Origin of the sequence: Paraburkholderia franconis (assembly GCF_009362735.1) — a bacterium.
Lineage (GTDB): Bacteria > Pseudomonadota > Gammaproteobacteria > Burkholderiales > Burkholderiaceae > Paraburkholderia > Paraburkholderia franconis.
The window spans coordinates 31979-52763 of the sequence record NZ_WHNP01000035.1 but is presented as its reverse complement, the minus strand read 5'-3'; the positions used below and the strand labels follow the sequence as shown (position 1 = coordinate 52763).

The 20785-nt window shown below is 64.9% G+C and carries 20 protein-coding genes; 15 read left to right on the top strand and 5 right to left on the bottom strand.

Annotated features, from left to right (window positions below; all coding sequences use genetic code 11):
* Window positions 1-4 precede the first annotated feature (4 nt).
* Window positions 5-736, bottom strand: a complete 732-nt coding sequence (locus GCT13_RS29760) for a DUF1045 domain-containing protein (RefSeq protein ID WP_152764201.1) — start codon at window positions 734-736, stop codon at window positions 5-7.
* The gene (phnF, locus tag GCT13_RS29755) at window positions 733-1491 is read right to left on the bottom strand and encodes a phosphonate metabolism transcriptional regulator PhnF (RefSeq protein WP_090868920.1); all 759 of its coding nucleotides are present in this window, start codon (window positions 1489-1491) and stop codon (window positions 733-735) included. Before phnF ends, GCT13_RS29760 begins: the two co-directional genes overlap by 4 nt.
* Before the next feature lie 188 nt (window positions 1492-1679).
* Between phnF and phnG the strand changes: the two genes are divergently transcribed.
* The 10 genes from phnG to GCT13_RS29705 all read left to right on the top strand — a co-directional run bounded on the left by phnG (window position 1680) and on the right by GCT13_RS29705 (window position 11677).
* Window positions 1680-2195 carry a phosphonate C-P lyase system protein PhnG gene (gene phnG, locus GCT13_RS29750; RefSeq protein WP_152764200.1) on the top strand — a complete coding sequence of 172 codons (516 nt, stop codon included), beginning with the start codon at window positions 1680-1682 and terminating at the stop codon, window positions 2193-2195.
* Window positions 2195-2851 carry a phosphonate C-P lyase system protein PhnH gene (phnH, locus tag GCT13_RS29745; RefSeq protein WP_152764197.1) on the top strand — a complete coding sequence of 219 codons (657 nt, stop codon included), beginning with the start codon at window positions 2195-2197 and terminating at the stop codon, window positions 2849-2851. The genes phnG and phnH overlap by 1 nt, the downstream gene beginning before the upstream one ends.
* Window positions 2851-3981: a carbon-phosphorus lyase complex subunit PhnI gene (locus GCT13_RS29740; RefSeq protein WP_152764195.1), complete on the top strand. Its 1131-nt coding sequence runs from the start codon at window positions 2851-2853 to the stop codon at window positions 3979-3981. Before phnH ends, GCT13_RS29740 begins: the two co-directional genes overlap by 1 nt.
* Window positions 3978-4898 carry an alpha-D-ribose 1-methylphosphonate 5-phosphate C-P-lyase PhnJ gene (locus tag GCT13_RS29735; RefSeq protein ID WP_152764193.1) on the top strand — a complete coding sequence of 307 codons (921 nt, stop codon included), beginning with the start codon at window positions 3978-3980 and terminating at the stop codon, window positions 4896-4898. Before GCT13_RS29740 ends, GCT13_RS29735 begins: the two co-directional genes overlap by 4 nt.
* On the top strand, window positions 4895-5665 hold the full coding sequence (gene phnK / locus GCT13_RS29730) for a phosphonate C-P lyase system protein PhnK (protein WP_152764191.1): 771 nt from the start codon (window positions 4895-4897) through the stop codon (window positions 5663-5665). The genes GCT13_RS29735 and phnK overlap by 4 nt, the downstream gene beginning before the upstream one ends.
* Before the next feature lie 22 nt (window positions 5666-5687).
* A complete protein-coding gene (phnL, locus tag GCT13_RS29725) occupies window positions 5688-6443 on the top strand; it encodes a phosphonate C-P lyase system protein PhnL (RefSeq protein ID WP_152764189.1) in 756 nt (251 codons plus the stop codon).
* 25 nt (window positions 6444-6468) lie between these two features.
* On the top strand, window positions 6469-7602 hold the full coding sequence (locus GCT13_RS29720) for an alpha-D-ribose 1-methylphosphonate 5-triphosphate diphosphatase (RefSeq protein WP_152764187.1): 1134 nt from the start codon (window positions 6469-6471) through the stop codon (window positions 7600-7602).
* Window positions 7603-8017: 415 nt separating this feature from the next.
* Window positions 8018-8800, top strand: coding sequence for an ABC transporter substrate-binding protein (locus GCT13_RS29715; RefSeq protein WP_321574705.1), 783 nt, complete (start codon window positions 8018-8020; stop codon window positions 8798-8800).
* 290 nt (window positions 8801-9090) lie between these two features.
* Window positions 9091-10206 carry a succinylglutamate desuccinylase/aspartoacylase family protein gene (locus tag GCT13_RS29710; RefSeq protein ID WP_152764185.1) on the top strand — a complete coding sequence of 372 codons (1116 nt, stop codon included), beginning with the start codon at window positions 9091-9093 and terminating at the stop codon, window positions 10204-10206.
* Window positions 10207-10510: 304 nt separating this feature from the next.
* The gene (locus tag GCT13_RS29705; protein ID WP_152764183.1) at window positions 10511-11677 is read left to right on the top strand and encodes a porin; all 1167 of its coding nucleotides are present in this window, start codon (window positions 10511-10513) and stop codon (window positions 11675-11677) included.
* A gap of 132 nt (window positions 11678-11809) precedes the next feature.
* On the opposite strand, the gene GCT13_RS29700 is transcribed toward GCT13_RS29705, so the two are convergent.
* Window positions 11810-12031, bottom strand: a complete 222-nt coding sequence (locus GCT13_RS29700; RefSeq protein ID WP_152764181.1) for a hypothetical protein — start codon at window positions 12029-12031, stop codon at window positions 11810-11812.
* A gap of 296 nt (window positions 12032-12327) precedes the next feature.
* Here GCT13_RS29700 and GCT13_RS29695 point away from each other — a divergent pair, with 296 nt between their 5' ends.
* The 3 genes from GCT13_RS29695 to GCT13_RS29685 all read left to right on the top strand — a co-directional run bounded on the left by GCT13_RS29695 (window position 12328) and on the right by GCT13_RS29685 (window position 14564).
* Window positions 12328-12714, top strand: coding sequence for a DUF6232 family protein (locus GCT13_RS29695; protein ID WP_152764179.1), 387 nt, complete (start codon window positions 12328-12330; stop codon window positions 12712-12714).
* Between the two features lie 137 nt (window positions 12715-12851).
* Entirely contained in the window at window positions 12852-13196 is a 345-nt protein-coding gene (locus GCT13_RS29690; protein ID WP_152764177.1) for a hypothetical protein, read from the top strand.
* A 312-nt stretch (window positions 13197-13508) separates the two neighbouring features.
* Window positions 13509-14564, top strand: coding sequence for a hypothetical protein (locus GCT13_RS29685; RefSeq protein WP_152764175.1), 1056 nt, complete (start codon window positions 13509-13511; stop codon window positions 14562-14564).
* Between the two features lie 134 nt (window positions 14565-14698).
* Here the strand turns inward: GCT13_RS29685 and GCT13_RS29680 are convergent, their stop codons facing one another.
* Entirely contained in the window at window positions 14699-17152 is a 2454-nt protein-coding gene (locus GCT13_RS29680; RefSeq protein WP_152764173.1) for a glycogen/starch/alpha-glucan phosphorylase, read from the bottom strand.
* 441 nt (window positions 17153-17593) lie between these two features.
* On the opposite strand from GCT13_RS29680, the gene GCT13_RS29675 reads away from it, so the two are divergent.
* Window positions 17594-17821: a hypothetical protein gene (locus GCT13_RS29675; RefSeq protein WP_152764171.1), complete on the top strand. Its 228-nt coding sequence runs from the start codon at window positions 17594-17596 to the stop codon at window positions 17819-17821.
* A 374-nt stretch (window positions 17822-18195) separates the two neighbouring features.
* A complete protein-coding gene (locus GCT13_RS29670; RefSeq protein WP_152764248.1) occupies window positions 18196-19575 on the top strand; it encodes an MFS transporter in 1380 nt (459 codons plus the stop codon).
* A 79-nt stretch (window positions 19576-19654) separates the two neighbouring features.
* Here GCT13_RS29670 and ltaE read toward each other — a convergent pair whose 3' ends face one another.
* Entirely contained in the window at window positions 19655-20659 is a 1005-nt protein-coding gene (ltaE, locus tag GCT13_RS29665; RefSeq protein ID WP_152764169.1) for a low-specificity L-threonine aldolase, read from the bottom strand.
* Between the last annotated feature and the right edge of the window lie 126 nt (window positions 20660-20785).

The following is a 20785-nucleotide window of genomic DNA, read 5'->3' as shown; positions in this document are numbered from 1 at the left end:
TCATTCACTCCTCTTGTTCTGCCGTAAATGCGAGCCGCTGCCACAGCATGAACGGCTCGCCCGGCGCAGGCTCGACGAAGATCGCTGCGCCGTCGATCGACAACGGCCCAAGACGCTGCGCCTCGCGATGCCACCATGCGACGATCGCGGCGCGGTCGGCGGCATTGTCGAGCGAATTGGACAGCGTCATGTGGAAACGAAACTCGTCGAGCACATATGGATATCCCCATTCGACGAGCAGTTCGCGCTGGCGTTCCGTCAGCGGCGCCTGCATGCGCTTCGCGGTGTTAACGGCAGACGGCTTCTCGCGCAGCGGCGCGAACGCGCGCAGCGCATCGGCGGCGAGCGCGCGCATCTGTTCGTCGCCCGATGGCGTCGCGGGACGCATCGCCACGAAGTCGCCCAACGTCGCCGCTTCGACGTGCAATGCGAACGGCCTCTGCGTATGCACCCAGTTCTCCGCGGCTTCGAGCAGATCGGCGACGGTCGCGCCATCGGCAAGACGAAACGGCGCGACGAGCGTGCCGTGCCAACCGTAACGGCGCGGCGATGCCGTCAATTGCGCAAGCGGTTCGGACAGCACGGGCGCTTGTCGCGGCTCGATCGAAGCACCGCTCTCGGCATCGCGGCCGAGCCACGCGGAGCCCGCATCCCACCAGCGCGACGCGCGCGCCGGCGCGCAATAGATCGCGAAGCGCGCCCGCGCGGACCAGGCGTTCGTCGTGGCCGCGCTCATACGTCGTGCTCGACCATCAGTTGCACGCGGTCGGCGGCGAAGTGCGTGAAACCGTATTTGATCGGCGTGCCTTCCGTATCGACGTCGACGTTTTCGACCCACAGCACCGGTTGCTGCCGGTTGATGCCGAGACGCCGCGCGACTTCCGGCTCGGGCAGCACGCTGCCGATACGGCTCCATTTGCGCAGATAATCGTTCACGCCGTATTCGGCCATCGCCTTCGTGATGCCGCCCACGCGTTCGAGCACGTCGGGCAGATCCGCGAAACGCGCGGCCGGATAGAAGTTGCGCGCGAATGTCAGCGGCACGCCGTCCGCTTCATGCAGCGACTCAATGCGATACACGAACGCGCCCGCGCGCAGGCCCAGCGCTTTAGCGACAGTGGGATCGGCCTTCACGCGCGCCGCCGACAGCATCGTGCCCGCCGCCGAATGATGCTGCTGCCGCAGGTTCTCGGTAAAGCGCGTGCGGCGGCCGATCGTATAGTCGATGGCGCCCGGCTGCACGAACGTGCCGCGTCCCTGCTCGACGCTGACGAGTCCTTGCGCGGCGAGACCCAGCATCGCGCGGCGGATCGTATGGCGGTTCACGTCGAAGCGCCGCGCAAGCTCGCCTTCGCTCGGCAGACGTCCGTCCTCGCCGAAGCCGCTTGCCGCGATCTCCTTCGCGAGGATCTGCTCGATCTGCCGCCACACGGCAACGCCCGCTCCCCGTTCGAGCATCGTGCCCGGCGCCGCGTCGTCGTTCGATGTCATGGTGCTGTCATTCCCTTCGGTTCAAATAAGCGTTCGGTGCATTGTAGTCCGCAAGCCGTGGCGGAAATATGAAATGCGCCTTCTGTTACGGGACCGCGATAGTTTAGCTATAAACGTCTAGACGTTTAGACGAATAGATGCTCAAATGTCTGCACTCGCCACTGATCGTCCACTTCCAGGAAATGCCGATGAGCGCCCCCGCTTCCCCTCCTTCCACCGCCTCCCCTGCCTCCCACAACGCCGCGCGCCGCGTATGGATGGCCGTCCTCGCCCGCGCGCCGCGCGCCGATCTCGAAGCCGCGCTGACCCGCGCGATGGAAGGCACGCCGTTACCCGCTTTCGACTGGCTGCGTCCGCCCGAGATCGGGCTTGCGATGGTGCGCGGGCGCATCGGCGGCACGGGCGATGCGTTCAATCTCGGAGAAGCGACCGTCACGCGCGCCACGCTGCGTCTGCGCGCGATCAATGACGATATGGATGAAGGCGCAACGGTCGGCGTCGCGTGTCATCTGGGACGCGATCGCCGCCGCGCCGAACTCGCTGCTATCGCAGACGCATTGCTGCAAACGCCGCAGCATCACGAACGTCTGCAACAGCAGCTGATCGCGCCGCTCGCTACGCAACTCGCGGCGAAACGCGTGCAACGTCAACAGGACGCAGCATCGACGCGCGTCGAATTCTTCACGATGGTCCGAGGCGACTGATGAACCCTTCCCCTCAATCCGCGCAGATCGCGCTCTCCATGCTGACACCGGGCTTCGCCGATCCCGTCCACGATACGCAGACGGTGTTCCGCACGCTGCTCGATGCGCTGTCGCGTCCGGGCAAGATCGGCACGATCGACAACGTGCTGCCCGCTTCGCGCAGCGACGCGCGCAACAACCTGCCGCATGCGCGCGCCGATCTCGCTGCATTCGCCGCGCTGCTCGCGCTGTGCGACTACTCGACGCCCGTATGGCTCTCGCAGGCCGATGCCGTGCTCGGTTCGGCGTTGCGCTTTCATACGGGCGCGCCGCTCGTCGACGAGCCGCACGACGCCGCGTTCGCCTACGTGCACGACGCGAGCACGCTGCCACCGCTCACGAGCTTCGCGCTCGGCGCGCCCGAAACGCCTGAGCAGTCGGTGACGCTGCTCGTGCGCGTCGATTCGCTGAATTCGTCGATGGGAGGCACGCCCGTCACGTTGCGCGGCCCCGGCATCGAAGACACGCACACGATCGCGCCTTCCGGCCTGCCCGCGCGTTTCTGGCGCGAGCGCACCGAACTCGCGCCGCTCTTTCCGTGCGGCATCGACTGTTATCTCGTCTGCGGCGACACGCTGATCGGCCTGCCCCGCACAACCCGAGTGGAGCTGAACTAATGTACGTTGCCGTCAAAGGTGGAGAACGCGCGATCGAAGCATCGTGGCGTCTGCTCGACAAGGCGCGCCGCGGCGATACGCAGTTCGCAGAACTGGGCGTCGCGCAGATCCGCACGCAGTTGCGCCTCGCGGTCGCGCGCGTGATGACGGAAGGCTCGGTCTACGACGAAGAGCTCGCCGCGCTCGCGATCAAGCAGGCAGCCGGCGATCTCGTCGAAGCGATCTTCCTGTTGCGCGCCTATCGCACGACGCTGCCGCGCTTCGGCTACACGCAGCCGGTCGATACGGAAGACATGCACATAGAGCGGCGCATCTCAGCGACGTTCAAGGACGTGCCCGGCGGCCAGATGCTCGGCGCGACGTATGACTACACGCAGCGTCTGCTCGATTTCACTTTGCTCGCTGAAGGCAATGACGATGGCGCTGCATCCGTGAAGCGCAGCGAAAGCGCAAGCGAGGAAGCGATGCCGCGCGTCGTCTCGCTGCTCGACAAGGAAGGCCTGATCGAACAGGAACGCATGTCCGAAGACGCGCCCGAACCCGGCGATCTGTCGCGCGAGCCGCTGTCGTTTCCCGCGAGCCGCGCGACGCGCCTGCAAAACCTCGCGCGCGGCGACGAAGGCTTTCTGCTCGCGATGGGCTACGCGACCCAGCGAGGCTACGCGCACTCGCATCCGTTCGCGGGCGAGATCCGCTTCGGCACGGTGGCCGTCGAGATGGAGCTAGATGAACTCGGCGAGGCCGTCGAGATCGGCGAAATCGACGTGACGGAATGCCAGATGATCAACCAGTTCGCGGGCAGCAGCGAAGTGCCGCCCACCTTCACGCAGGGTTATGGTCTCGCGTTCGGCCATTCGGAGCGCAAGGCGATGGCGATGGCGTTGGTCGATCGCGCGCTGCGCGCCGAAGAGCTCGGCGAAACGCTCGGCTCGCCGACGCAGGACGTCGAATTCATGCTGTCGCACAGCGATAACGTCGAGGCATCGGGCTTCGTGCAGCATCTGAAGCTGCCGCATTACGTCGACTTCCAGGCTGAACTCGAACTCGTGCGCCGTCTGCGCGCGAAACACGCGGCACGCGATCAGCGCGACGACAGCGACCAGAACGACAAAGAGGAGCAAGCGGCATGAATGCGCCCGACACGACGATGCAAACCTCGGCGCACGATAGCGCCGCCGAGGGCTACAACTTCGCGTATCTCGACGAACAGACCAAGCGCATGATCCGCCGCGCGCTGTTGAAGGCGGTGGCCGTGCCGGGCTATCAGGTGCCGTTCGCGTCGCGCGAAATGCCGCTGCCGTTCGGCTGGGGCACGGGTGGCATTCAGGTGACGGCATCGATCATCGGGCGCGACGACACGCTGAAAGTGATCGACCAGGGCTCCGACGAAACGACGAATGCCGTCAACATTCGCCGCTTCTTCGCGCGCACGACGGGCGTCAGCACCACCCGCAAGACGAGCGAGGCGACCATCGTGCAGACGCGTCACCGCATTCCCGAAACGCCGCTCACCGACAAGCAGATTCTCGTCTATCAGGTGCCGATGCCCGAGCCGCTCTTCCGGCTCGAGCCGCGCGTGGCCGAGTGCAAGAAGCTGCACGCGCTCGCCGACTACGGGCTCATCAGCGTGAAGCTGTATGAGGACATCGTGCATCACGGCAGCATCGCGACGACGTATGACTACCCGGTGATCGTCAACGGACGCTATCTCGCGTCGCCGTCGCCGATTCCGAAGTACGACAACCCGAAGATGCACATGAACCCCGCGCTGCAACTGTTCGGCGCGGGACGCGAGCGGCGCATCCACGCGATTCCGCCGTACACGCCGGTAAAAAGCCTCGATTTCGACGATCACCCGTTCGAGGTGCAGCGTTGGGAGCATGCGTGCGCGCTGTGCGGATCGACGGAGAGCTTCCTCGATGAAATGATCGTCGACGATGCGGGCAAGCGCATGTTCGTCTGCTCGGACAGCGACTACTGCCACGAGCGCCGCGAACAGCAAGAGACCGAACAAGGCGGGGAACACAACGAAGGAGAAAGCGCATGACGCCGCTTCTGAGCGCACGCGCGCTCACCAAACAATATGGCGGCCGCAACGGTTGCCGCAACGTCAGCTTCGATCTGTATCCGGGCGAAGTGCTGTGCATCGTCGGCGAATCGGGCTCGGGCAAATCGACACTGCTCAACACGCTCGCGCTGCGCACGTCCGCCGATGCGGGCACGCTGCACTATGCGAGCGCGCACGGCGAGACGCTTGATCTGCTCGAATTGTCGGAACCGCGCAAGCGCCTGCTGATGCGCACCGAATGGGGCTTCGTGCAGCAGAATCCGCGCGACGGTTTGCGCAACGGCGTGTCGGCGGGCGCGAATATCGGCGAGCCGTTGATGGCCGTCGGCGCGCGTCATTACGGCCAGATCCGCGATACGGCGACGCAATGGATGTCGCGCGTCGAGCTCGACGCATCGCGTGTCGACGAGTTGCCGTCGGCGTTTTCGGGCGGCATGCAGCAGCGTCTGCAAATCGCGCGCAATCTCGTGACGGGCCCGCGGCTCGTGTTCATGGACGAGCCCACGGCGGGTCTCGACGTATCCGTGCAGGCACGTCTGCTCGATTTGCTGCGCACGCTGACGTCGACGCTGCATCTGTCCGTGCTGATCGTCACGCATGACATCGGCGTCGCGCGCCTGCTCGCGCATCGGCTGATGGTGATGCAAGGCGGCGAAGTGGTCGAAGCGGGTCTCACGGATCAAGTACTCGACGATCCGCAGCACCCGTACACGCAGACGCTCGTTTCTTCCGTTCTGCCCGTATGAGGCTCACAACAAGGTCTACGTGATGACAACGTCAATCGAAACATCGTTCGTCGACAACCACGCGCTGATGCTGCGCGCCCTCAACATCGGCAAGACATTCACGCTGCACGGCCAGGGCGGCGTGCAGATCGAAGCGCTCGCGGGCGTGTCGCTCGATGTCGGGCGCGGCGAGTGCGTCGTGCTGGTCGGCCCGTCGGGCGCGGGCAAGAGCACGCTCCTGCGCTGCCTGTATGGCAACTATCTGGCGAGCGCGGGCACGATCGCGATCCGCGACGAAGCGCACGAAGCGAAGCACGTGCAGATCACGGGCGCCGAGCCGCGCGACGTGCTGTACTTGCGGCGCAGCGTCGTCGGTTATGTGAGCCAGTTCCTGCGCGTGATTCCGCGCGTGAGCACGCTCGATCTCGTCGCCGAGCCGCTCGTCTCGCGCGGCGTCGATGAAAACGAAGCGCACCAACGCGCCGCCGCATTGCTCGCGCGGCTCAATGTGCCCGAGCGTTTGTGGCCGCTTGCGCCCGCGACGTTTTCGGGCGGCGAGCAGCAGCGCGTGAATATCGCGCGCGGCCTGATCGCGGAACATCCCGTGCTGCTGCTCGACGAACCGACGGCTTCGCTCGATGCGGAGAACCGCGACATCGTCGCGGACCTGATCGTCGAAGCGCGCGAGCGTGGCGCGGCCATCGTCGGCATCTTCCACGACGAAGACACGCGCGCGAAAGTCGCCACGCAACGGCTCGAACTGCGTCCACCGCTGCGTCACGCACCCGCACTACACTGATATCGACCGGATACGGAGCATCCAGATGTTGATCAAGAACGCTCGCGTCGTAACGCGGGACGAAGTTTTCAACGGCATCGTGCAGGTGGAAGACGGCGTGATTCGCGACGTCGCGCGCGGTACCACGTCCGCCGCCGACGCCCAGGACTGGGACGGCGACTACCTGTTGCCGGGCCTCATCGAACTGCATACGGACAACCTCGAGAAGCATCTGGTGCCGCGCCCTGGCGTCGAATGGAATACGGATGCCGCGTTCGTGATCCACGACGCGCAGGTGGCGGCCGCCGGCATCACGACGGTGTTCGATGCGCTCGCGATCGGCTCGCGATCGAACGTCGGCTTGCGCGGCCGCGACACGCAGACGCGTTGCGCGCAGGCGCTGCACCGCTTCTCGGAGCGCAAGCTGCTGCGCGCCGAGCACTTCCTGCATTTGCGCTGCGAGATCGCGACGCCCGATGTCGTCGAAGTGTTCGATACGCTGAAGGACCATCCGCTGCTGCGTCTCGCGTCCGTGATGGATCACACGCCCGGCCAGCGCCAATGGCACGACCGCGACCAATGGCGACGCTTCCAGGAGCGCCACGGCAAGATGACGGACGAACACGTGGCCGCGACGCTCGTCGCCCTCGAAGACGAGCAGCAGCGCTTCGCGGACCGCCATCGCCACGAGATCGTCGAGCGCTGCAAGGCGCTGGGCGTGCCCGTCGCGAGCCACGACGACACGCTCGTCGAGCACGTGCAGCAGGCCGCCGACGAAGGCATCGTGCTCGCCGAATTCCCGACCACACGCGTTGCCGCCGAAGCCGCGCACCGTCACGGCATCGCGACGATCATGGGCGCCCCGAACATCGTGCGCGGCGGCTCGCACTCGGGCAACGTGTCGGCGCTAGAGCTGGCGAAGGCGGGGCTGCTCGATATCCTCTCTTCCGATTACGTGCCGTCGAGCCTGTTGACGGCCGCGTTCGAGCTCGTCGACAAGGCGGACTGGACGCTGCCACAGGCGATGGCGACCGTGTCGGCGGAACCGGCGCGCACGGCCGGCCTGCACGACCGCGGCGCGATCGAAACCGGGCTGCGCGCGGATTTCGTCCGTGTGACGATGCTCGATGCATTGCCCGTGCCGCGCGCAACGTACCGCGCGGGAGAGCGGATCGTTTGATACGCGCCGCTTGATAAGCCCTCTGCACGGGCCACCCGGCCCGATTCGGCCCGTTCGGCCCGTTCGGGTCACTGAGCGAAAGCACGGAGCGAAAAGCGTTTGCCGCACTGCCGCATGAGCGGCAAACGCTCCCGTCAAAGGCGCGCCGCCGCCTTGCGCCCGCCCATCCGCGGCTGTCGATTGGCTTTCGGCTCGTCTTCTTGCCCCATATCACAAAACCGCCCTTTAGAGGCAATACTCCTGTGCCATCCGGTGTTTCACTAGCACCGCAAATATTTTGATTTGTTAAGCTTGGCGCGCGCTGCTGGCGGCTGGCCAGCGGCCATTAGACAAGCCCGGACACAACGGCCGGGCATCGTCGCGCAGCGGCACAACCGCATGCGGGACACTTCGAACCACTCCCGGGAGTACATCAGTGAAAAAACTGCTTGCGGCTTTGACGGTTGCCCTGCTCGCCACCGTTTCGATCGGCGCACACGCAAAAGACTGGACCACCATCCGTTTCGGCGTCGACGCCAGCTATCCGCCGTTTGAATCGAAGGGCTCCGACGGCAAGCTGGTCGGCTTCGACATCGATCTCGGCAACGAAATCTGCACGCGCCTGAAGGCGAAGTGCGTGTGGGTCGAAAACGACTTCGACGGCATGATCCCGGCTCTGAAGGCGAAGAAGTTCGACGGCGTGCTGTCGTCGATGTCGATGACGCCGCAACGCGCCGAACAGATCGCTTTCTCGTCGAAGCTGTTCAACACGCCGACGCGCCTCGTCGCCAAGAAGGGCTCGAACATCCTGCCGACGGCGGAATCGCTGTCGGGCAAGTCGGTCGGCGTCGAACAGGGCACGATCCAGGAAACGTACGCAAAGACCTACTGGGAGCCGAAGGGCGCGAAAGTCGTGCCGTACCAGAACCAGGACCAGGTCTACGCCGACCTGATCTCGGGCCGTCTGGACGCTGCGCTGCAAGACGCCGCGCAGGCTGAGATCGGCTTCCTGAAGACGCCGCGCGGCGCGGGCTTCCAGTTCGTCGGCAAGGATCTCGAAGACAAGAAGATTCTCGGCGAAGGCGCCGGCATCGGCATGCGCAAGGAAGACACCGACCTGAAGGCGAAGGTCGACAAGGCAATCGCCGACATCATCAAGGACGGCACGTACAAGAAGATCGAGAAGAAGTACTTCGACTTCGACGTGTACGGCGGCTGATCGTCGCCGCATCGCGCGAGGCACGCGACGCCGCGCCTCGCGACGCTACGCAGACGGGCTCCCTTCGGAGCCCGTTTCGTTTTTGGCCCAGACAAGGCCCAGACAAGGCTCAAGCAGGGCCCCGGCCCGTCCGGCCGAAAGCGGGCGTTCGCCCGCGCCGCCCAAATGGGCTAAGATCGAACGGTTCATCGGCGCGATTCGTTGAGTCGTTGTGCGCGCCACCGTTTTCAGCCTCATTCCTTTGCAACTACAGCGCGCGTTCCGTGTCGTCCGCAGCGCCACCATCGATCATGCAAACCCACAATCATCCGCTGATTTCCCCGACCCTCGGCACCGCTCGCAGCCTGACGAGCTTCCACTACGGTCCGAGTGGCGGCCAGAAGGTCTACATCCAGTCGTCGCTGCACGCGGACGAACTGCCCGGCATGCTGGTGTCGTGGGCGCTGCGCCGCAAGCTCGAAGCGCTCGAAGCCGCGGGCAAGCTGCGCGGCGAAGTCGTCGTCGTGCCCGTCGCGAATCCGATCGGGCTGAACCAGCACGTGCTCGGCCTGCTCGCGGGCCGCTTCGAAACGAACACCGCGCAGAACTTCAACCGCAACTTCTACAACCTGTTCGACCTGATCGAGCCCGTGATCGAAGAGCGTCTGACGGGCGACGCGGACCAGAACCGCACGATCGTCCGTCAGGCAATGCGCGAAGCGCTCGACGCGCAAAAGCCCCGCACCGAAATCGAATCGCAGCGCCTCGCGCTGCAACAGCTGTCGTATGACGCGGACATCGTGCTCGACCTGCATTGCGACTGGGAAGCGGCACTGCATCTGTACACGAATCCGGACCTGTGGCCCGACGTCGAGCCGCTCGCACGCTATCTGAATTCGAAGGCGTCGCTGCTCGCAGTCGATTCCGTCGGCAATCCGTTCGATGAAATTCACAGCTTCTGCTGGTCCGAACTGCGCACGCGCGTCGGCGAGCGGTTCCCGATTCCGAACGGCTCGATCTCGGTGACGGTTGAACTGCGCAGCCAGCGCGACGTGTCGTACGAGTTCGCCGAGCACGACGCGCAAGGCATCATCGAATACCTGACGCATCGCGGCGTGATCGCGGGCGAAGCCGCGCCGATGCCGCCGCTCGAGTTCGCCGCGACGCCGCTCGCGGGCACCGAGCCGATCGTGACGCCCGCAAGCGGCGTCGTCGTGTATCGCCAGGAAGTGGGCAAGTGGGTCGACGCGGGCGAGCCCGTCGCCGATATCGTCGATCCGCTGACGAACCGCGTCGTCACGCTCAAGACGAACGTGGCAGGCGTGATGTACGCGCGCCATCTGTCGCGCTTTGCCCAGGCCGGGATGGAAATCGCGCGCATCGCGGGCGCGAAGGCATATCGCACGGGGCAATTGCTGTCGGCATAACGATGCCTGCGGCGAGCGCCGCTTCGCTTCGCAATGAATCGCCCGCCTTGCGCGGGCGATTCTGTTTGCAGCGCCCGAAGCGCTTTTACGCCTGTCGACGGCGCGGCGCAGCTCAGCGCATATGCACAGGTTCGCGTACAAGTCTTTCATACGCGAATGATCATCTGTCGCATTTGTACGACAAATTCATTAGAAATATTTGCTGTCATATTGCTTTCTCTTCCTCCCGATAAATTTGCGCCCGTCGCGCGACCCGCCGGAGAGCCAGGCTCGCGATCGCAACTTTTCAAATCCGGAGAAAGCTTTGAACAAAAAAGTACTTACCACCGCTCTACTCGCCTCGGCTTTTGCAGGCTCCGCACACGCACAAAGCAGCGTCACGCTGTATGGCCTGATCGACGCTGGTATCAGCTACGCGAATCACTCGAAGACGGCATCAGGCGGCTCGGAAAAGCTGTTCAAGTATGACGACGGCGTCGCGCAAGGCAGCCGTTGGGGCCTGCGCGGCTCGGAAGACCTGGGCGGTGGCCTGAAGGCACTGTTCGTGCTGGAAAGCGGCTTCAACAGCGGCAACGGCACGCTGGGTCAAGGCGGCGCGCTGTTCGGCCGCCAGGCGTACGTCGGTGTGTCGAAGGACGGCATCGGCTCGCTGACGTTCGGTCGTCAATACTCGTTCTCGACCGACTACCTGGGCGGCAACTATTCGACGGGCGGCCTGACGGTTGCCGGTAACTACGCTTACCACATCAACGACGTCGACCAGCTGACGTCGAGCCGCATCAACAACGCAGTCAAGTTCAGCAGCGCGAACTTCTCGGGCCTCACGTTCGGCGCTATGTACGGCTTCTCGAACTCGACGGCGTTCGCCGGCGCACCGGCAACGGGCACGGCGGCTAATCCCGTCGCAGGCTCGTCGCGTGCATACAGCTTCGGCCTGAACTACGCGAACGGCCCGATCGGCCTCGGCGCAGCGTACACGGACATCCGCTTCCCGAGCCAGGCAACGCCGGCCTTCTCGACGTCGATCGCAAACGTCGGCACGGGCACCGTGCGCGACCTGCGCACGTTCGGCCTCGGCGGCCGCTACATCATCGGACCGGCGACGCTCTACGCGCTCTGGACGAACACGCACTTCGAGCCGATCACGGGCGCATCGACGACGTTCAACAACTATGAAGGCGGCGTCAAGTACGCGTTCACGCCGGCGCTGGCAGGCGGCCTCGGCTACACGTACTCGCAACTGACGGGCGCGACGCACGGCCACTTCAACCAGGTGGACGCAAGCGTCGACTACGCACTGTCGAAGCGCACCGATGTCTACGCGCTCGCGATCTATCAGGACGCATCGGGCAAGACGGGCAACACGCCGATCCAGGCTCAGATCGGTTCGTCGACGTCGTACTTCAACACGTCGGGTTCGGGTTCGCAGAACCAGCTGGCGTTCCGCGTCGGCATGCGCCACAAGTTCTAAGCTGTGCCGCGAAGCGAAGCGCCGCCGGGCACTTCGCTTCCGCGCAGATGGACTGGATGGAGAACGCTCCGCTCGCGGGGCGTTTTCTTTTTCTGATGCGCCGCTGACCCTGCTGCCCTTTATGACGCGGCGCTAATCCGGCGTCACGAATATCCGTATCTCGCCGTTCGACGTCGGCATGATGAAGTCGCACGTGCGGCCCGCGCGCACGTCGAAGAGCAGCCGGTCGAGCCGTTCGACCTGCGCCGCCTTTTCGCCCGCGGTCAACTCATGGGCGTCATCCCTCAGCAGCGCCTGCCGCGCGGTCAGAATGCGTGCGACCGCGCTCGATCTCGATACGAAAACCTCTTCCATCCCGGATACATCCTTCAGGCGCGGCCATATGGAAACACCGCACGCCGCGCCAGCTACGTTCAAAAGCACTGCGCCAGCCTTTACGCCGGCACGTGATGATTTTATGGGGATGCGGGAAATCCTGCCGCGATGCGTACACGAACGCATTCGCAAGCGGCACGCCGCCGTGCGTCGAGTGCGTCATCGAAGCGGCCGCGACCCAACGCCGCAATGCCTGTTCCCGGACGCGGCGCATCCACCGGCCCTCCGCGCGATCTGTTACGCTGCGCCCTTTCACTCAGCCTGAATCTGTGAAGATGGAAATTCCATTCAACGAACGCGGCGTCTCGGTCACGCGCAATGCCTTGTCGGCGGCCGGCCAGGTCTTTCCGTTGCGCGACATCCGGGGCGTGCGCGTCGTCACCGTGCACAAGAACAAGGTGCTGCCGTACGCGATTTCGCTGATCGGCGCAGCGGGCGCGGTTGTCGGCGGCATCTATGCGTCGCCGGCCGGCATCGTGTGCGGCGTGATGCTCATCGTGGTCGGCTGGCTCACGTGGCGCACGCAGGACGTCACGCATCGGCTGATGGTCCAGACAGGCGACACCGAGCGCGAAGCGTTGTCCAGCGTCGACCTGCCGTTCGTCGAGCGCGTCGAACAGACGGTCCGCGAGGCGCTCGCCACCCCCGCGCAAAAAAGCTGACGCCTCACGCCGGCACGCCGTCTTTACGGAAAATTGACGGCGCGCGCGGTTCCTTTTTTCACGAGCTTGAGATGCCGCCCGCTACAGTGGACGCGTCTCAACAGCCGCGCCGCCAATCCCGCAGCGGCACATCGACAATGCAATCGCAACCCATCCCCGCTTCATCGCGCGCCGCTGCCCGCTGCACGCCGGCCACCAACCTCGCGCAGCAACCGGCGTTGTCCCTCGTGACGATCGACGTGACCGTGCCCGGCACCTCGCCGGCATCGGGCCGCCGCGCATTGCAGAAAGCGCTCGGCGAAGGCTCGCGTCTCTTCGTGATCGACTTCGACAAACGCAACACGTGCATCACCTTTCGCGTCGATGTGATGGCGCGCAGCATCGGCGACGTGGTCGGCACACTCGCTGGCGCGCTGCGCCGCGCCACCATCGGCCGTGTGCATGCCGTCTGCGTCACGCGTCCGATTGCACGACGCCACTGACCGGGCGCAGCGAACAGGCGCAACCTCGCGCCACGTACACACTTTTTTGCAGGTGGTTCAGACCGCGCGCGTAGAGTCGGCGGTCCTGTCATCTCGCGTGCCCTCGCGCCAGGCCAACTGCGCGTCGCGAACGAGAGCCGTCCGCGCTCGCCGAAACCTGAAGCGCCACGCCTGCCCTGCGGAGCGTGGCTGTCGCCGGGACCACGCATTTTCTGCAAGGTGTGTGCGATGCCTGTCCCGTTGTTTGTCCCGATGTTTGTCCCGTTGTTTGTCCCGATGTTTGTCCCGATGTTTGTCCCGTTGTTTGTCCCGATGTTTGTTCACGTCCTCCGGCGCAAGGCCCGCCTTGCTGGCGCGCTGACCGTGCTCGCGCTCGCGGCCTGCTCTACGCCGATCTCGACGCCCGTTCCGCCCCAGACGAAAGCGAGCCTCATCAACGAAGGACGCGACGGTTTGCTCGTGCCACTGAACGCCGAACGCAGCGACACGCACGGCCGTACGTCGATCGGCCTGCCCGTGCAGATGGACGGCAAGGCCGTCTATCTGATGCTCGATACGGGCACGCGCGGCGTGCGTGTGCTGTCGTCCGTCCTGCCGCGTTCGAACTACCCGGCAGCGGGCGCGCGGACCTCGCTCGCATTCGCGACGGACGCGCAGGTCTCCGGCGCCGTCGTCAACGTGCCGCTCAGCATCGCGGGCACGAAGCCCGTCGATGTCGCCGCGCAAGCCGTCGACGAAGTCAGCTGTCTGAAGACCAATAAGCACTGCGTCGCGCAGGACGGCTACACGGGCGAATTCGGCTGGGCATTCTCGGGCATCCTGGGCATCGGCGCCGACGAGCCGCGCGACGCCTGCTGCACGCAGCCGCTGCGCGTGCTGCCCGCTAACATCGGTCAACGCTATCTGGTGCGCTCGAACCTCAATCGGCCGTTTCTCGTACTGAGTCCATCGAACGCGCTGACCAAGGGCTTCACGCTCGTGCCGTTCACGGTCGCGAAGGACGGCTCGACGCAATGGCCGACGGGCTGCGTGCAAGTGGCTAGCAAGATGCGTTTTTGCGCGCCTGTCGTCTTTTCGACGGGCGGCACGGACATGATCCGCGTCGAGACCGACAAGGCCCCCGACTGGGCCGGCGATACCGACGAGCACAAGGTGATTGCGCAAGGCAACTACGACGTGGTGCTCGGTGTCGGCGACTGGGCGCATCGCTTCAACGATGCACAAACGGCCATCGTGAAAGCCGCGCCGGGCGCCAACCGCATCGTGATCGGGCTGATGTCGCTGCAGAGCATCGACGTGCTGTTCGATTTCACCAACGGCAAGCTCGGCTTGCGCGCGTCGCAAGAGATCGAGCGGATGGGCGGCTGAACCACGCGCGCTTCAGCCGAAGCGAACATACTAAGCCAACATAGCCGACATAAAAGCAGCCGCCGCGCGATTCGTCATCGCGCGGCGGCTTTTTCAATCGTCGAACGCGTCGAACGCATCGAACAAGCCGACGATCATTCGATGTCGACGGGCTTCACATTCCAGATATCGCGCGCGTACTCGGCGATCGTGCGGTCCGACGAGAACTGCCCCATGCCCGCGACGTTTTGTATCGCGCTCGATGTCCAGCCGCGCCGGTCGACGTAGCGTCTGTCGACCTCTTCCTGCGCCTTCGCAAACGCCGCGAAATCCGCGAGCACCATGTAGTGATCGCCCCAATCGACGAGCGTATGGAAGATATCCGAGAAGCGCAGCGGATCGTCCGGCGAGAAGAACCCCGTGCGGATCTGATCGAGCGCCACCCTCAGTTCCGGGTCGTGCTCGTAGATCTCGCGCGGCCGATATCCCATCGCGCGCAGATCGTCGACCTGATCGGCCGTATGTCCGAAGATGAAGATGTTCTCGTGGCCGACGGCATCGCTGATCTCGATGTTCGCGCCGTCCATCGTGCCGATCGTCAGCGCACCGTTCAACGCGAGCTTCATGTTGCCCGTGCCCGACGCCTCCGTGCCCGCCATCGAAATCTGCTCGGACAGATCGGCGGCGGGAATGATCAGCTCGGCCACGCTCACGCCGTAGTTCGGCACGAACACGACCTTGAGTTTGTCGCCGATCAGCGGATCGTTGTTCACCTTCTGGGCCACGTCGCCGATCAGCTTGATGATCGTCTTCGCCATCCGGTAAGCAGAGGCCGCCTTGCCCGCGAACATCACGACACGCGGCACCCAGTCGCGCTCCGGATGCGAGCGAATGCGGTTGTAGCGCACGATCACGTGCAGCACGTTCAGCAATTGCCGCTTGTATTCGTGGATGCGCTTGACCTGCAGATCGAAGAGCGCTTCGGGATCGAACGCCATCTTCGTGTGCTGCTGAAGCCGATGGATCAGACGCATCTTGTTCTGCCGCTTCGCTTCATGGAACGCGTCGATGAACGCGGGGTCATTGCGCAGATCGCGCAGCTTCGACAGTTCGAACAGATCGCGCCGCCAGTGCGTGCCGATCTGATCGTCGATCAGCTTCGACATCGACGGGCTCGCCTGCGCGAGCCAGCGGCGCGGCGTCACGCCGTTCGTCACGTTCGTGAAGCGCTCGGGGAACATGCGCGCGAAGTCCGCGAAGATATCGCGCGTCATCAGTTGCGAGTGCAACTTCGAGACGCCGTTCACCTTCTGGCTCGCGACGATGGCCAGATGCGCCATCCGCACGCGCCGCTGCCCGTATTCGTCGACGAGCGAAATGCGCCGGATCATGTCGACGTCATGGCCCGAATGCTCGCTCACGTGCTTGAGAAACTCGGCGTTGATTTCGAAGATGATTTCGAGGTGGCGCGGCAGCAGGCGCGCAAGCGTCTCGACGTCCCACGTTTCGAGCGCTTCCGGCATCAGCGTGTGGTTCGTGTACGAGAACATCTGCTGCACGTCTTTCCATGCTTTCGCCCACGGCACGTGATGCACGTCGACGAGCAGACGCATCAGTTCGGGAATCGCGAGCACCGGGTGCGTGTCGTTCAGATGCACGGCGACCTTCTCGGCGAAGCGGCCGAACGTGCTGTGCGTGCGCTGATAGCGGCGGATCAGGTCCTGCATCGTCGCCGACACGAAGAAGTACTCCTGACGCAAGCGCAACTCGCGGCCGGCGGGCGTCGAGTCGTCCGGATACAGCAGGCGCGATACGTTCTCCGACATGTTCTTCGCATCGACGGCACGGCGATAGTCGCCCTGATTGAACGCCGACAGATCGAGTTCTTCCGTCGCGCGCGCGGACCACAGGCGCAGCGTGTTCGTCGCGCTCGTCGCGAAGCCGGGGATCACGGTGTCGTACGCCATCGCGTTGACGTGCTGCGTTTCGATCCACTCGACGTGCCCGTCGCGCTGCACCGTGCGTCCGCCGAAATGCACGATGTACTGCACTTCGGGGCGCGGAAATTCCCATGGGTTGCCCGCGCGCAGCCAGTAGTCCGGCGTTTCGATCTGCTCGCCGTCGACGATCTGCTGCTTGAACATCCCGTATTCGTAGCGGATGCCGTAGCCGAAGCCCGGAATGCCGAGCGTCGCCATCGAATCCAGGAAGCAGGCGGCGAGCCGTCCGAGGCCGCCATTGCCGAGCGCGGCATCGGGCTCGAGATCGGTCAGCGATTCCATATCGACGCCGAGGCCCGCCAGCGCTTCCTTCATCTGGTCGTAGATGCCGAGCGCGAGCAGCGCGTTCGTGAACGTGCGCCCGATCAGAAATTCCATCGACAGGTAATACACGCGTTTCACATCCTGCTCGTATTGCAGGCGCGTGGTCTTCATCCAGCGCGCGACGAGCCGGTCGCGCACGGCGAGCGCCGCGGCATGCAGCCAGTCTTGCGGGCGCGCGGTCACGGCGTCCTTGCCGACGCCGTACATCATGCGGTTGGAGATCGAGCGCCGCAGCGCATCGACGGTACTGTTGAGCTGGTCGAATTCCAGATCCACCGCTGTCATCGAAACCTCCGGTAAATCGACGCGGCGCGCGCTTTATTGCATGCGTCTCGTGCGCGGGCGGCGCGAGCCGGTCTGGTGGATAAATAAGCAGAGTAGGACATTTTGCGTAATCCCGCGTCTGCCGCCGTTGGTTGTTTCGCCGGGTTCGCGCGCTGCTTTCCCGCGTCTTTGTGCGGGATTATGTGCAGGATCGCGCCCGCTACCCAAGCAGACACGAGCGGCAGCGGCACAGTTCCATGATCGCCGGCTTGAGATTCGATCTGCATGCCGCTGCCGACTTCGCGTTTCGCACGATGCGGGTGCAGACGGCTCTGTTCCTTGCACTAGTATGGATGAGTAACAAGGCGGATCGGAGACAGCATCGTCCTGCTGCGCCGTTCCCCGTCCCGTTGCGTCTCGCTGCCCAGCCGCTCGCGCCGCCGCGCTCCGATGGAGGTCGAAATGAACGCACAATCCGTGCTCGGTATGATCCACGCGCAGGAACTGCTGATCGTGTCCCTCATCCGCGCGCTCCCGCCCGACGCGCGGCGCAAGGTTTCCGACGAGTTTCACGGCCAGGTCGAACTTGCCGAGGCACCGCATCTGAGCGCCGGCCATGACCGTGAATTGACGGAAGCATTCAGGGCACATATCCGCAAGCTGTCGATCCTGCTCGCGTCGTGTAGCTGAAATCAGCGACGGCGCGTGGATGATGATCTGTTGGTCATGGGATCACGCGCAGCACGTTGGCTCATTCGCTGCTATCGCAGGCCAAACTCATCAGCGCGGCACGGGCCGGGCGGTTAGTTGCAATACCCGTTACCGCGCGGATTGTGATGACACACGCGCGCCTCGCAAGCCAACGCCCGCTTGCAACCACCTTTCACACAGGCCATTTCTGCCCGGCTTCGAGCACGATCCGCGCGGCTCTGCAACAATTGCTACATTCGCGCCGGGCGCCGCTGTGCCGCTGCCCGGCGCACACCTGTTGCGCCATTCCAGCCCTTACCGAGCCGTCCTTGTCCGAGATCACGCCGAACCCGGCGCGCGTCGCCGATGCGCCCATGTCCACCCGTCATCGCTATGCGTTGGCGGCGATCATGCTGTCCGTCGCGCTCGCCTCGCTCGATACCGCGATCGCCAACACCGCACTGCCCGCGATGGCTGCGAATCTGCATGCGAAGCCGGCCGCGTCCGTGTGGATCATCAACGCGTATCAGTTGGCGATGGTCGCGACGTTGCTGCCGCTCGCCGCACTCGGCGATATCGTCGAACACAGGCGCATCTATATCTGCGGCATCGCGATCTTCACGGCGGCCTCGCTGGCATGCGCGCTCTCGCCGACGCTGCCTGTGCTCGCGGGCGCCCGCGTCGTGCAGGGACTCGGCGCGGCCGCCATCATGAGCGTCAACACGGCGCTGATCAAGCATATGTACCCGCCGCATCAGTTGGGGCGCGGCGTGGGGCTCAATGCGCTAGTGGTGGGCGTGTCGTTCGCCGTGGGACCGACGGTGGCGTCGCTGATCCTGTCCGTCGCCAGCTGGCCGTGGCTTTTTGCCGTCAACGTGCCGCTCGGCGTATTGGCGCTCTCGTTCGCGCTGCCGGGGCTGCCGCGCACGCCGCGCGGCACGCATCAATTCGATAGGGTCGCGGCACTGTTGAACGTCATCACGTTTGCCGCGTTGATCTTCGCGTTGGGCGAAGCGGCGCAGCGCGCGCCGTCGACGCTCGTGCTGGGTGCGGCCGCCGTCGCCATCGTGTTCGGCGCGCTGCTGATGCGCCGCGAAGCCGGCCACCCCGCGCCGATGCTCCCCGTCGATCTGTTCAAGCTGCCCGTGTTCGCGCTTTCTTCGCTGACGGCCGTGTGTTCGTTCGCCGCGCAAGGGCTCGCGTTCGTTTCGCTGCCGTTCTATTTCGAAGATGTTTTGCATCGCAGTCAGGTCGAGACCGGCTTTCTGATGACGCCCTGGCCCGTCATCGTCGCGCTTGCGGCGCCGTTTGCGGGACGGCTGTCGGACCGCTATCCGCCGGGGCTGCTCGGCGCGATCGGCCTCGCGATTCTATGCGCCGGCATGGCCTCGCTCGCAATGCTGCCGCCGCATCCGCCCGTGCTCGACATCACGATTCGCATGGCGATCTGCGGCGCGGGCTTCGGCTTTTTCCAGTCGCCCAACCTGAAAGCGCTGATGGCGAGCGCGCCGCCTCATCGCAGCGGCGGCGCGAGCGGCATTATCGCGACGTCGAGGCTGATCGGGCAGACGACGGGCGCGGCCCTGGTCGCGCTGAGCTTCAGCATCGCGGGACGCCATGGCCCGACGCTGTCGCTCGCGACGGGCGCCGTATTCGCCGGCGCGGCCAGCATCGCGAGCGGCTTGCGGCTCTTCGCGCCGTCGCATCGCGCGCAGACCACCGCCGCGACCGTGACGGCGGCGAAGGAGCAATAGGCGATAATGCGCGCGCGGGCCGCGGATAACACGGCACGCCGTGCGCTGCACAGCACGACGGCAGCGCGCAGCGCGCCGATCAACGCGCGAAATACCCCTTCACGGCCGCGACGAACGTATCGATATCGGCACGCGACACGTCCATGTGCGTGACGAAGCGCGACGCGTACAGCATCTGCGTGAGGATGCCGCGTTCCTTGAGCCACGCTTCGAGCGGCGCGCAATGCTCCTGGGGGAACTGCGCGAACACCATGTTGGTGGCGTGCGAATGCACCTTCACCTGATCGATCTGCGCGAGGCCCGCGGCCAGATGCGCGGCGTTATCGTGGTCTTCGGCGAGACGCTCGACGTTGTGCTCGAGCGCATACAGACACGCCGCCGCGAGCAGCCCCGCCTGCCGCATGCCGCCGCCCAGCACCTTGCGCCAGCGGTGCGCGACGTCGATCAGCGCCTTGCTGCCGACCAGCACCGAACCCACAGGCGCGCCAAGCCCCTTTGAAAAGCAGATCGATACCGTGTCGAACGGTGCGCACAGCGCATCGAGCGGTTGCTTCGACGCGACGGCCGCGTTGAACACGCGCGCACCGTCGAGATGCGTGGACAGCCCGCGTTCGCGCGCGAGCTGCGTGGCCTCGGCGACATAGCCCGCGAGCAGCACCTTGCCGCCGATCGTGTTTTCGAGCGCGAGCAGACGCGTGCGCGCGAAGTGATTGTCGATGGGCTTGATCGCGGCCGCGATCTTGTCGAGGGGAAGCGAGCCGTCGAGCGCATTCTCGATCGGCTGCGGCTGGATGCTGCCGAGCACGGCCGCGCCGCCGCCCTCGTACTTGTACGTGTGCGCGGCCTGCCCGACGATGTACTCGTCGCCGCGCGCGCAATGCGCCATCAATGCGGCGAGATTGCTCTGCGTGCCGCTCGGAAAGAACAGCCCCGCCTCCTTGCCCGCGCGCCCGGCGACGCTGTCTTGCAGACGCTGGACCGTCGGGTCGTCTCCCCAGACATCGTCGCCGACTTCGGCGGCGGTCATCGCGGCGAGCATGTCCTTGCTCGGTCGGGTCACGGTATCGCTGCGCAAATCGATCATGTGCTTTTCCTCGTGGATGACGAAGCGCCTCACGTACAACGCCACGACGTGTGAAGCGCGCAATTGAATCCGCAGAGTGTATCAACTCCGCCCGCGAACAGCAGATAGCCGGATGGCCAGGTAACT